A 12,574-nucleotide genomic window follows, 5' to 3' on the forward strand; every position below is an offset into this window, starting at 1 on the left:
CCACCGCTCCGCTCCGGGGACGGGGCGGAGCGGCGCTCTCACGCCTCCAGCAACCGCCCGGTGTAGGCCGTCCAGTACGGTTCCGCGTCCACCGGGCGGACCCCGGCGCGCAGCCGTTCGGGCTCACCCGGGGCGTAGAACCGCTTCAGCGCCCGTGCCAGGTCCTCGGGGTCGCCCGGCGCGCACAGCAGACCGTCGACGCCGTCGCGGACGTGGTCCGCCAGCGTCCCGGCCGAAGTGGCGACCACGGGCACGCCGTGCTCATGGGCGAGCCACACGTTCTGGCTGGCCGTCGCCGTCCGGTACGGCAGGACGACAGCGTCGGCCGCCGCGAACAGCGCGGGCAGGTCGGGAGCGGGCACGTACCCCTCCCGGAACCGGACCCGGTGGGCGATCCCCAGCTCCGTCGCCAGCTCCGACAGCTCGCCGGGCCCGCCCCAGAACTCGCCGGCGACGGTGAGCGCGACGTCGCGCGGAGCCCCGTCCGCCAGGGCCCGCAGCAGCACGTCCACCCCCTTGTAGGGGCGGACGATGCCCAGGAACAGCAGGCGCCGCCGCTCGCCGGGCACGGCGGGCCGGGCGCCGCCCGTCTCCGGCAGGTGCGGCGGCATCTCCGCGACCACCGGCCGCGACCCCCGCTGCGCACGCAGCCCCTCGGCGAGGAGCGCCTGGTCGGGCGCGTGGGTGAGCACGCCGTCGACCCGCCTCAGCAGCGCCCGGGTCAGGGACACGTCCACCGCACCGCGCTCGTGCGGCAGCACGTTGTGGCACAGCGCGACCACCCGTGTCCCCGCCCGCCGCGACCGCACGCCCGCGAGGACGCCGAGGTAGGCGGGGATCTGGACCGGGGAGAACAGCGTGAGCACCACGAGGTCGGCCTCGCCCGCGAGGCGGCGCCCGGTGTGCCACCAGCCGTCCGGCCGGTACCAGGCCAGGGCGCGGCGCGTGCCCGGGTAGGGCTCGCCCTCCGGGTCGGTGATGGTCTGCCGTCCCGGGTACAGGGCCGAGGGGTACTGCGCGCGCCACGACTCGATCACCGTCGGGTGGCCGAGCGCGCGCAACCGGTGCGCCAGTTCGGTGGTGTGCCGGGCGCCGCCGCCCTTGTAGGGATGGGCGGGCCCCACCAGGGCGACCCGGGTGGGGCCGCCGTCCGGGCCCGGTCCGCCGCTCACGCACTCTCCCGCGAGCGGACGATGAGGTCGGCCAGGAGCGCGATGGCCGCGATGATCAGCCCGGTCATGAGGATCATGACCGTGTTGTTGGGGATGTACAGCGGGTTGCGCACCTGGTCGAAGACGAACTTGGCGGCGCCGATCCCCAGCAGGGCCAGCGCGGGCGGCATGAGCACCTTGAGCGGGTTGAAGTACATGACCATCCGCAGCACCTGGAGGATGTAGCGGTAGGCGTCCTTGACGAAGTGGAACTTCGACGTGCCCGCCCGCGTGGCGTACTCGATCGGCACGTACCGGACCGGATGGTGGTTGGACAGGAAGGCCAGGGTGATCGTCGTGACGCAGGAGAAGCCAGGGGGCAGGAGACGCAGGTAGGGGCGGGCGACGTCGCGGCGGAACACGCGCAGCCCGGAGTTGAGGTCCGGGATGCGGGTTCCGGTGAGGCGTTCGGCGATCTTGCGGATCGCCCACTTGGCGGGGACCCGCAGCGCCTTGTGCGACCCCATCTCCTGGGTGCGCGCCCCCACGACCTGGTCGGTCTCGGGGTCCTGGTCGAGCATGGCGACCAGCTCCGGGATGCGCTCGTTCGGGTAGCTCATGTCGGCGTCGGTCCACACGACGAACTCGCCGCGCGCCCGCTGGCTGCCGATCCGGCGCACCGTGCCGGAGCCGCCGTTGTGGCCGAAGGCGATCACCCGCAGGTGGGGGTACAGGACCTCGGCGTCGCGCAGCCGGGCGAGGGTGTCGTCGGTGGAGGCGTCGTCCACGGCCAGCAGTTCGTAGCCGTACCCGGAGGCGTCCATGGCCGAGCTGATCCGCTTGACCTCGTCGAGGACGTGGTCCTGCTCGTTGTAGCACGGGAGCACGATGGTGACCCGCACCGGCGGGTCGTCGGCGCTGCGGTCCTGGGTGTGGTCGGGGGTCTCGCTCATGCGTCCGTCTGTGTTCCGTCTGTGTGGTCGGGGCTGGTCGGGGCGGTCGGGGCTGGTCGGTCAGGCGGGGATGACGGCCACCCAGACGTTCCCGCGGAAGGTCCAGTGGCCGGTGGGCGGTTCCATGAGCGTACTGGGGTCCATGTCGGCGACGACGTGGAAGGGCCGGACGGGCTCGGCGTCCCCGCCGGTCAACGCGTCCAGCGCGACCCGGCCCGGCGCGGCGAGGACGGCGTCGCGGCCGCGCTCGTGGATCCTTGCGACCACCCGTTCCACGTCCTGCGGCGTGGGATCGTCCATCGCCGCGGTGGGCAGGCCGCAGACGTTGCGGAACAGCGGCATGTAGTTCCCGGCCATCCCCCGGTCGACGACGATCACCGACCCGTCTGCCGGCAGGTGGGCGCACAGGTTCTCGGTGGCCGCGACCGTGCCCACGTCCTGCCGGTAGCCCATGACGCCGTCGGCCGCGGTGGCCGCGGTCGGCACGACCATCGCCAGGGCGGCGCCCCCGGCCACCGCCACGGGCAGGGAGCGCGCGACGGGGCCGTGGCCCCGGGCACGGACGGCGGTCTCGCAGTAGCGGGTCAACCAGGCCGCGAACCAGACGGCGAAGAGGATGAACGCGGGGATCACCAGGGCGATCAGGCGTCTGCTGGCCCACGGGTGGTCGGGGGTGATGGCGGGGCGCAGGAGCGTGGTTCCCACCGTCCACACCAGCAACATGGCGGGCAGGACCCACTGGGGTTCGCGGCGTTGGACGATCCGGCGCAGGACCAGGGCGAGACCGAGCCCGGCGAACAGGACCGTGCTCAGGCCCACGTACCACCCCACCCAGTAGAGACTGAGGTCGTAGTAGGTGCGGCTGCCCTCGACCGGGAGCCCCTCCCGCTCCTGGACGGCCGCCACCCAGTGGTCGGTGAAGTCGCTGCCGTGGCCGTAGTCGGGCCACAACAGCGGCCGGACCGCGAAGCCGACCATCGCGATCAGCGCCAGCGCCGCCATGGTGGCGGGCAGCCAGCGGACCCGCTCCACGCGGGGGACGCCGTACCGCCACAGCGCGGCCGTGACGACGACGGTGAGCGCGATGACCCCGGCGCTGATCATCAGCAGCGGGTCCAGTGAGTCCGACAGGTAGTCCAGGTAGGGCTCGGAGAGTCCGTAGCCCGCGTACAGTCCGAGCCCTCCTCCGACGGCCAGGCCGCCCAGCAATGGGAGTGCCTGGCCCCGGCGGGCGAGGAGCAGGAGCCCGACGAAGCCGACGACCGGAAGCAGATCGCGCAGGACGTCGATCCGGACCACCAGCGCCAGCCCGAACGACAGCCCCGCCGCGGCCGCGAGGGCGTGCTGGGCGGACCAGCGCTCGCCCAGGAGCGAACGCCGGGAGAGAGCGTCGTAGGCCAGGACGAGTCCGCCGAGCAGGAGGATTTGGCTGGCGGGCTCGCTGTAGGTGAACCGGCTGACCCACTGCTGGGGCAGGCACACGGCCAGCACCAGGGCCGCCAGCGGGGCCCAGCGGGCTCCGACGAGGCGTGCGGTGAGCCCGGCGAGGGTCAGCACGCCCAACGCGCCCAGGATCGGGGTGGCCACGAGCATGCCGGTGAGGCCGCCCGCCCAGTAGCCGATCGACGTGAGCAGGGGCGCTCCGGCCATGAACTGCGGCCAGATGACGTCACCGCTCTGGTACTGGGCGAGGCTCTGGTAGCTGAGGGAGGGGTCGTCGCCGGCGATGAGGTCGGTGCGCAGGGGGATCGGAAGGGACCCGTTCTCCGCGATCCAGACCGTGTACATCGCGTAGGAGGCCGGGTCGCGCCGGATGACCAGTGCCTCCGCGTGGTAGGCGATCTGCACCGCGGCGAACGCCACGACGATCAGCAGCACCAGGACGACCGGCCACCAGGGCACGTCCTCTTCGGGGTCCGGAACGAGCCGCGCCACCAGAAGGCATGCCGCGAACACCGCCGGAACGCCGACGAGGAGACCGGCCACGGGTGTGAGGACGCCGAGGGCCAGGAGGGGGAAGGCCACCAGGAGCCAGGCCGAGACGGCGATGGCGGGGAGCGCGGTGACGCGGGCGAGGAGCCGTCCGGGAGGCACGGGAGGCAAGCGCATGGGGACACTGTGGCAGCTCGCGCCACGTGGCGCACATCTCGGGTCCGCGGGGAGCGCGGGTCGGACGGGATTGTCCAGGTGCGCGGTCAGTACGGGGACCACTGACGGCTCACCGCCCGCCGGAGCGCGTCGAGGGCGCCGGTGAGGATGTGGCGCCGCACGGATTGGCCCGCTTGGCTCGCGGACGGGGACGGAGTTCGGGGGACGGGGCCACGCCCCAGCCTCGTCGACGGCCGGTGGCCGTGGCGACCGGGGACGGTACCGCTCCGACCGGCCAGGTCGGGGACCGGGAGAGCGCCGTAGAGTGGCGGCATGTCCCAGACTCCAGCACAGCTGTGGCGTGACCTGGTCGCCAGCGCCCCCGCCCGCCCGTTCGTGACCTCCTACGACGCGTCGGGAGGGCGGGTCGAGCTCTCCCCCGCCACCCTCGACAACTGGGTGTCCAAGACCGCGAACCTGATGGTGGACGGGTTCGGGACGCAGCCGGACGACCGGGTCGCGATCGCTCTTGCGCTCCACTGGCAGTCGCTCGTCTGGTTGTTGTCGGCCTGGTCGGTCGGGGCGGTGGCCGTCCCCGTCGACGGCGACGCGTTCCCCGGCGGCGCGCAGATCGCGGTGGCCGACGCCGACCGGCTGGAGGCGGCGCTCGACAGCGGCGCGGACGAGGTCGTGGGCGCCTCGCTGCACCCGCTCGGACTGCCTCTGCGCGACCTGCCCCCGATGGTCCTCGACTACACCACCGAGGCACGGGCTCACGGCGACCACTTCTCCCCCTACGCGGTCGACGCCGACGCCGTCGCGTACGCCACGACCCGCGAGTGGACCGGCACGGAACTGGTGGCCGCCGCCCGCCGCCGGGCCGGGGAGTGGGCGCTGACCGCGAAGGACCGCGTGGCGATCGTGCTCGGCCCCGGCACCCCGCTCTCCGTGCTCGGCGACGACGCCTCGGCCCTGCTGGCGCCGGTGGCCGCGGGCGCCCCCGTCATCCTCGCCGAGGGCGGGCCCGGCGACGTGCCGGACCTGCTCTCACGCCTGAAGGCGGAAGGCGCCACCGCCGTCCTCGACCTGGCTGGGAGCGGTGTCACGGCGGCCGCGGGGACGCGCCTCCTGGTTTGATCCGCCATCGGCGTCGGCCTTGCGGGCCGCGCGCTCCTTGGCCGCCTTGCGGGCCGCGCGCTCCTTGGCCGCCTTGCGGGCCGCGCGCTCCTTGGCCGCCTTGCGGGCCGCACGCGCCAACCTGGCGTCACGCGCCTCCCGCTCCCGCTCGGCGCGGTAGAGATCGGCGGCCTGGGCGTGCAGATCGGGGTGCATGGCGTCCTCCCGTGAGTCCGGTGGGGCGGGACCGAACGTCCCGACCGCCACCAGACTCGCGCTAAGGAGGCAACCCCCACCATGGGAGATCCGTCGTATTTCCGGGCCCCGGCACGCGCCGCGGACCGGGAGGCGCCGACTAAGGCGCCGCGGAGACCTCCTGAGGAACGCGCCACCGGGGCGCGGGTCCGTCCAGGACTCGTCGAGCGGACGGGCGCCCCGCCGCGCGACACACGGCGTCCACCGGACACGCCCTAGGACTCCCGGTAGTAGGCGTCCGCGACCACGCCCTCACGCCGCTCCTCGTCGTAGGTGTACACCTCGCGCCCGCCGACGAACACGCGCAACGCGCGGCTCATCACGTCCAGCGGGTCGCCCGACCACACCACCACGTCGGCGTCCAGACCGGGGCGCAGCGCCCCCACCCGGTCGTCGATCCCCATGATCTCGGCCGGATTGAGCGTGATCGCCCGAATCGCGCTGTCCCGGTCCAACCCCTCCTTCACGCACAGGGTGGCCTGGTGGACCAGGAACTCGATGGGCACGACCGGGTGGTCGGTGGTGAGCGCGACCTTCACGCCCGCACGGTCGAGGATGCCCGGGTTGGCCAGCGTCTTGTTCTTGACCTCGACCTTGGACCGGCCGACCATCAGCGGCCCCGTGATCACCGGGATTGCGCGCTCCGCGATCTCGTCGGCCAGCAGGTGGCCCTCGGTGCAGTGGTTGATGATCAGTCGGTACCCGAACTCGTCGGCCAGTCGCATCGCCGTGTGCATGTCGTCGGCGCGGTGAACGTGCTGGCACCAGGGCAGTTCGCCGTCCAGGACCCTGACCAGGACCTCCAGCGTGTTGTCCCGGTCGAACGGCGTGCCCTCGGAGGCGGCGTGGTCGCGCTTGGCCTTGTAGTCCTGCGCCTTCGTGAACGCGTCGCGGATCACCGCCGCCACGCCCTGCCGGGTCGAGGGCAGCTGCTTCTTCTCCCCGTACACGCGCTTGGGGTTCTCCCCCAGCGCGCTCTTGACACTGGTCGGCTGCTTGATCAGCCGGTCCTCCATGCTGCGTCCCCAGCACTTGACGGCGACGGTCTGGCCGCCGATCGGGTTGCCGGAACCCGGCTTGACCACGGAGCTGGTCACCCCGCCCGACAGGGCGTCGACGAACCCCCGGTCGGCGGGGTTGATCGCGTCCAGGGCGCGCATGCGCGCACCGTTGGGGTCGGTCATCTCGTTCGTGTCGTCGCCGGCCCAGCCGACGCCCTCCTCATCGATGCCGATGTGGCCGTGCGCCTCGACGAATCCGGGGAGCACCCACCTGCCGGACGCGTCGATGACCGTGGCTCCCGCGGGAACGGCGACGTCCGCGTCCGCGCCGACCGCCGCGATGGCGCCGTCGGAGATGAGGACCGTGCCGCCGTCGATGGGGTCGCCGTCGACGGGGACGACGTATCCGGAAGTGATCGCGATATCCATGGCGGGCAACCTAGCCCATACCCCCGGTGTTCCCCAAGCGCTCGGCGCCGCGTCTGAGATCAACGCCCCGGCCACCGCGAGGTCAGGATCCGCGACTTCGGCGTCAGCTCGACAGCGGCGTGCTCGATGGCGTCGCGTACCATCGTGCAGCGCTTGACCTGAGCGGGGTCGGCCGTGAGCTCCCCGCCCTGGGTCGCGAACGCGTACACCATGCTCGGCCGGTCCTCGAACTCCATGAGACGGAACGCGCCGCCCAGACCCGGGTGGCGCGGCGTCTGCTCGGGGATCACGCCCATCGTGACGATGCCCGCCTCGATGAGGTCGGCCAGGAATCCGCGCTGGGCGTCGATCACGGCCGCACCCCCCTGGGGACGCGTCAGGGCGGGTTCGTTGAGCACCACCCGCAGACCGGGGCCGTCCGGACCGGTCATCGCCGCCCGGTGCGCCATCTCCTCGTCGACCATCGCCTCGACCTGGTCCCCGTCGAGGTCGGGATGGGCGGGCCCCAGGATGGCCCTGGAGTACTCCCGGGTGCGCAGGTACGTGGGCACGGCCATGGGTTGGTGCTCCCAGAGGCGGGCCGCGTGCGCGCCGACCTCCCGCATGTCGCCGAACTCGTTGGGGAACGCCTCGGCCTGGAGAGTGATCGCCCACGCGTCGACCAACTGGTGGTCGGCTCCCAGCGCGGTGTCCACCCTCTCGACCAACGTCCGGGCCGGTCGACAGTGCGCGTACTCCACCTCGCGGAGCTTGTCGTCGGTCACTCCGACGGTCCTGGCCAGCTCGGCGCGTGAGAGCCCCTTGTCGGACCTGGCGCGCAGCACCCGCGCGCCGAAGGGGAGCCACATCGCAGAAGGCAACGCAGTGTTCACTCCCGATTCCTCTCCCGTCACCGGTCTGGGCGGGCCGCTCTCTCCAGTCGACTCCCCGCCCCCTCCATCCGACCCTCTCCCGGGGCGGGGCGGCTGGTCAAGCGACCGGGCGGGTGCGGCGATCGGTGATAAGTCCGTACAAGGACTGACCATGCCGTCCCATGACCCGACACGCTTGTGACCAGGGACACCTTCAGGCCGCCCCAAGGTGGGGTAAGCCGTCCGACCCCAGTACGCTGAGTGCCGCCAAGCCGCGAACCTCACCTCGGAAGTGAACCGATGAAGCGCTCTACCCTGTCGGCGACCGCCCTGCTGGCCTCCACCGTCCTGCTCGCCACGACCGCGTGTCAGAGCGACACCGGCCAGGCGTCGGCACAGGAGACGGATCGAGAGACCGCCGCGGGCGCGACCCGACCTCCAGCCCCGAGGCGTCCGGCGGTCCCGCCGACATCGACGTCTCGGACGTGGAGGGCGCCATCCTGAGCACCAGCGAGGGCGACGTCGAGGTGGACCTCTTCCCGGAGGACGCCCCGCTGACCGTGGCCAACTTCGTCGGGCTCGCCGAGGGCGAGGGGGCGCCCAACCCGGTGACCGGCGAGGCCGCGTACTACGACGGGACAGTCTTCCACCGGGTGATCGACGGGTTCATGATCCAGGGCGGCGACCCCGACGGAACCGGCCGTGGCGGCCCCGGATACACGTTCGAGGACGAGTTCGGGTCCGGTCGCACGTTCGCGGAGCCGGGTGTCCTCGCCATGGCCAACTCGGGCCCGGACACCAACGGCTCCCAGTTCTTCATCACGGTGGCGCCGACCGAGCACCTCGACGACCGCCACACGATCTTCGGCCAGGTGGCGGACGAGGAATCGTACGCGGTCGTGGAGGCGATCTCCCAGGTCGCGACCGACCAGGGCGACCGTCCGGCGGAGGACGTGACGCTGCGGACCGTCACGATCCAGCGCGCCGGGGACTGAGCGTTCAGCGTCGGCGCTTGGCCCGCGCGGCCCGGGCCCGCTCCACGGCCGGCCCGATCGCCTCGGCCAGGGCCGCGACGTCCTCCGGTGTGGAGGCCCGCCCCAGCGACAGCCGCAGGCTGCTCAGCGCGGTGTCCGGGTCGGCCCCCATCGCCAGCAGGACGTGGCTGGGCTGGGCGACCCCCGCCGAACAGGCGGATCCGGTCGAGCACGAGATGCCCTTCGCGTCCAGCAGCATGAGCAGGGCGTCACCCTCGCAGCCGGGGAACGACAGGTGGGAGATGCCGGGCAGGCGCCCGTCCGGGTCGCCGTTGACCACGACGTCCGGGACCGCGGCGCGCACGCGCTCCTCCAACTCGTCCCGCAGCGCCGTCAGGTGCTTGACGTGCTCCTCTCGTTCGGCCGCGGCGAGATCGACCGCTGTGGCCAGGCCGCGCAGGAGCGGAGTGGACAGGCTGCCGGAGCGGATGTCGCGCTCCTGCCCGCCACCGTGGAGGACCGGCACGGGGATCAGACCCCGCGCGACGACCAAAGCGCCCGCGCCGACCGGGCCGCCGAGCTTGTGGCCGCTGACCGTGAGGGCGCTGACGCCGCTGGCGGCGAAGTCGACCGGCTCGGCGCCCACCGCCTGCACGGCGTCCGTGTGCAGGGGGACGCCGTACTCGGCGGCGACCGAGGCGAGCTCGGCCACCGGCTGTACGGTGCCGACCTCGTTGTTGGCCCACATGACCGAGACGAGGGCGACGCTCTCGGGGTCGCGCTCGATCGCCTCGCGCAGCGTCCCCGGATCGACGCGCCCGAGTCCGTCCACGGCGAGCGTCTCGAAGACCGCGCCTGGTGCTCCGCCATCCAGTGCGCGGGGTCCAGCGCCGCGTGGTGCTCGACGGCGCTCACGAGGATCCGCCGACGCGCGGGCGCCTCCGCGTTGCGGGCCCAGTACAGGCCCTTGATCGCGATGTTGTCCGACTCGGTGCCGCCCCCGGTGAAGACCACCTCGTGCGGGGTGCACCCCACGGCCCGGGCGAGGCGTTCGCGCGACTCCTCGACCGTGCGGCGCGCGGCCCGTCCGTGACCGTGCAGGGAGGACGGGTTCCCGAGGGCGCCGAGTTCGTCCGTGAGGTCGGCGACGACCTCAGCACGGACCTCGGTCGTGGCTGCGTGATCCAGATACACCATGGCGGTCCCAGAATACGCGGCCACCGTCGTCCACAGCCGCGATCCACCCCCTCCCCTCCTCCCCCAACCCCGATAACCTTGAGTCATGCCTGACACCGCGTCCCCGCAGCCCGCCGCCCACTGGCCCGCCCCGACCGTCCAGCGCCCGGTGAGCGCGCGACTGTCCCTGCCCGGCTCCAAGTCGGTCACCAACCGGGCGCTCGTGCTGGCCGCGCTCTCGGAGACGCCGTGCCTCGTGCGCCGTCCGCTCGCCAGCCGGGACAGCGAACTGATGATCGGCGCGCTGCGCGCCCTGGGCGTGGGGATCACCGCGCAGGGCGAGGACCTCGCGGTCGCCCCGGCCGCGCTGCGCGGTCCGGCGTCCGTCGACGTCGGCAACGCCGGGACCGTCATGCGCTTCGTTCCGCCGCTCGCGGCCCTCGCCTCCGGCGACGTCCACTTCGACGGGGACCCGCGTGCCCGGGAGCGGCCCGTCGACGAGCTGCTCAACGCGCTGCGCGCCCTCGGGACGGACATCGACGACGGCGGACGCGGCGCCCTGCCCATGACCATCCACGGCGCCGGAGCCGTTCCCGGCGGTGAGGTCACCCTGGACGCCTCCGGTTCGTCCCAGTTCGTGTCCGCTCTCCTCCTCAGCGCGCCCGGTTCACCGAGGGCGTGCACGTCCGGCACGAGGGGCCGCCGGTGCCCTCCCAGCCGCACCTGGACATGACGGTGGAGATGCTCCGCGCCGTCGGCGTGTCCGTGACCACCGGGGAGAACTCCTGGAGGGTGGCTCCGGGGCCGGTCAAGGCCACGGAGATCACGGTGGAGCCCGACCTGTCCAACGCAGCGCCGTTCCTGGCCGCCGCGCTGATCACGGGCGGCGAGGTCACCGTCGAGGGGTGGCCCGAGCACACCACCCAGCCCGGCGACGAGCTGCGCTCCCTCTTCACCCGGATGGGCGGCGAGGTGTCCCGGTCAGGCGATGACCTCACCCTGCGCGGAACCGGGGGGATCAACGGCATCACGGCCGACCTGCGTGACGTCGCGAGCTCACACCGACCATCGCCGCGGTGGCGGCCCTGGCCGACTCGCCCTCCCGGCTCACCGGGATCGCGCACCTGCGCCGCCACGAGACCGACCGCATCGCCGCGCTCGCCGCCGAGATCAACCACCTGGGAGGGGACGTCCAGGAGCTGCCGGACGGCCTGGTCATCCGGCCGCGGCCCCTCCACGGAGGCGTGTTCCACTCCTACGACGACCACCGGATGGCCACGTCCGGGGCCGTGATCGGGCTGTCGGTGCCCGGGGTGGAGGTGGAGAACATCGCCACCACGCGCAAGACGCTGCCCGACTTCCCCGGCCTGTGGGCGGAGGCCCTCGCATGAGCCGCACGCGGGGAGGGGGGCGCCACCTGGACGAGGACGACATCCGCGTGCGTGCCCGAGGCGGTTCCCGACCCCGCACCAGGAACCGGCCCAAGCACGAGGACGCCACCGAGGGCCTGGTCACCGCCGTCGACCGGGGCCGCTACCGGTGTCTGGTCGACGACGTTCCGGTCATCGCGATGAAGGCCCGCGAACTCGGCCGCGGCTCCATCGTCGTGGGCGACCGCGTCGACGTGGTCGGTGACCTGTCCGGCCGACCCGACACGCTCGCCCGCGTCGTCCGCGTCCGCCAGCGGGAGAGCGTCCTGCGACGCACGGCCGACGACACCGACCCCGTTGAGCGGGTGATCGTCGCCAACGCCGACCAGCTCGCGATCGTGTGCGCCCTGGCCGACCCTGCGCCTCAGCCCCGTTTCGTCGACCGCTGCCTGGTGGCGGCCTACGACGCCGGCCTCGAACCGCTGCTGTGCCTGACCAAGGCCGACCTCGCCGGACCCGACGACCTGGTCCGGGTCTACGAGCCCCTCGGGCTGCCCTACGAGGTGCTCAGCCCCGAAGGGGACCTGACCCGGCTCAGATCCCGCCTGACCAACAGGACCAGCGTGTTCGTCGGCTCGTCCGGCGTCGGGAAGTCGACGCTCGTCAACCGCCTGATCCCGGGAACCGACCGGGCGGTGGGTCACGTGAACGCCGTGACCGGCCGCGGACGCCACACGTCGACCTCCGCCGTCGCGCTGCCCTTCGAGGGCGGCTGGCTCATCGACACCCCGGGGGTCCGCAGCTTCGGTCTCGCGCACATCGAACCCGACGACATCGTGGCGGGCTTCGCCGACATCGACGATGTCGCGCGCGACTGCCCACCGGGCTGCACTCACCAGCCCGAGGAGGAGGACTGCGCGATCACCGCCGCCCTGGGCGCGGGCCGCCTGGACGCCGACCGCGTGGGGTCGCTGCGCCGTCTCCTCGCCAGCCGCGAGGGCACCCTCGACGAGGAACCCTGACCGAGGAGCCACCGCTCCGGGTCGCCGGTGGGATTTCGCCAGCCCGGGGACCCGTGCCGCCGGGGGTGGCCGTCCCCGATCGGCTCACCGGTGGGGTTTCGCCAGCCCGGGGACTCGTGCCGCTGGGGGGTGGCTGTTCCTGGTCGGTGCACCGCCGGGGGGTGGCCGTCCGCGGTCGGCTCACCGGT

Annotated in this window: 8 protein-coding genes and 3 pseudogenes; 4 read left to right on the forward strand and 7 right to left on the reverse strand. The window is 73.1% G+C overall.

Annotated features, from left to right (window positions below; all coding sequences use genetic code 11):
• Positions 1 to 38: 38 nt before the first annotated feature.
• The 3 genes from BJF83_RS11390 to BJF83_RS11400 are packed head-to-tail and all read right to left on the reverse strand — an operon-like array spanning position 39 to position 4,213.
• Complete coding sequence (locus BJF83_RS11390) at positions 39 to 1,172, reverse strand: glycosyltransferase family 4 protein (RefSeq protein WP_075926248.1); 1,134 nt, start codon at positions 1,170 to 1,172, stop codon at positions 39 to 41.
• Positions 1,169 to 2,104: a glycosyltransferase family 2 protein gene (locus BJF83_RS11395; protein WP_075926249.1), complete on the reverse strand. Its 936-nt coding sequence runs from the start codon at positions 2,102 to 2,104 to the stop codon at positions 1,169 to 1,171. The genes BJF83_RS11390 and BJF83_RS11395 overlap by 4 nt, the downstream gene beginning before the upstream one ends.
• 60 nt (positions 2,105 to 2,164) lie before the next feature.
• The gene (locus BJF83_RS11400) at positions 2,165 to 4,213 is read right to left on the reverse strand and encodes a hypothetical protein (protein ID WP_075926250.1); all 2,049 of its coding nucleotides are present in this window, start codon (positions 4,211 to 4,213) and stop codon (positions 2,165 to 2,167) included.
• Positions 4,214 to 4,525: 312 nt separating this feature from the next.
• Between BJF83_RS11400 and BJF83_RS11405 the strand changes: the two genes are divergently transcribed.
• Positions 4,526 to 5,329: a TIGR03089 family protein gene (locus BJF83_RS11405; RefSeq protein WP_075926251.1), complete on the forward strand. Its 804-nt coding sequence runs from the start codon at positions 4,526 to 4,528 to the stop codon at positions 5,327 to 5,329.
• Here the strand turns inward: BJF83_RS11405 and BJF83_RS27880 are convergent.
• From BJF83_RS27880 to BJF83_RS11420, 3 genes are all read right to left on the reverse strand, one after another.
• Positions 5,240 to 5,575 (reverse strand): hypothetical protein, encoded by a 336-nt coding sequence (locus tag BJF83_RS27880; protein WP_075926252.1) that lies wholly within the window; start codon positions 5,573 to 5,575, stop codon positions 5,240 to 5,242. The genes BJF83_RS11405 and BJF83_RS27880 overlap by 90 nt on opposite strands.
• 203 nt (positions 5,576 to 5,778) lie before the next feature.
• A complete protein-coding gene (locus BJF83_RS11415) occupies positions 5,779 to 6,993 on the reverse strand; it encodes an amidohydrolase (protein WP_075926253.1) in 1,215 nt (404 codons plus the stop codon).
• 59 nt (positions 6,994 to 7,052) lie between these two features.
• Complete coding sequence (locus BJF83_RS11420) at positions 7,053 to 7,865, reverse strand: helix-turn-helix transcriptional regulator (RefSeq protein WP_075926254.1); 813 nt, start codon at positions 7,863 to 7,865, stop codon at positions 7,053 to 7,055.
• 279 nt (positions 7,866 to 8,144) lie between these two features.
• On the opposite strand from BJF83_RS11420, the pseudogene BJF83_RS11425 reads away from it, so the two are divergent.
• Positions 8,145 to 8,839 (forward strand): annotated as a pseudogene (locus BJF83_RS11425) (peptidylprolyl isomerase).
• 4 nt (positions 8,840 to 8,843) lie between these two features.
• On the opposite strand, the pseudogene BJF83_RS11430 reads toward BJF83_RS11425, so the two are convergent.
• Positions 8,844 to 10,015 (reverse strand): annotated as a pseudogene (locus BJF83_RS11430) (cysteine desulfurase family protein).
• Between the two features lie 85 nt (positions 10,016 to 10,100).
• Between BJF83_RS11430 and aroA the strand changes: the two are divergent.
• Positions 10,101 to 11,385 (forward strand): annotated as a pseudogene (gene aroA, locus BJF83_RS11435) (3-phosphoshikimate 1-carboxyvinyltransferase).
• On the forward strand, positions 11,382 to 12,386 hold the full coding sequence (rsgA, locus tag BJF83_RS11440; RefSeq protein WP_075926255.1) for a ribosome small subunit-dependent GTPase A: 1,005 nt from the start codon (positions 11,382 to 11,384) through the stop codon (positions 12,384 to 12,386). Before aroA ends, rsgA begins: the two are co-directional and overlap by 4 nt.
• The last annotated feature ends 188 nt before the right edge of the window (positions 12,387 to 12,574 follow it).

This window comes from Nocardiopsis sp. CNR-923, from assembly GCF_001942255.1.
Lineage (GTDB): Bacteria > Actinomycetota > Actinomycetes > Streptosporangiales > Streptosporangiaceae > Nocardiopsis.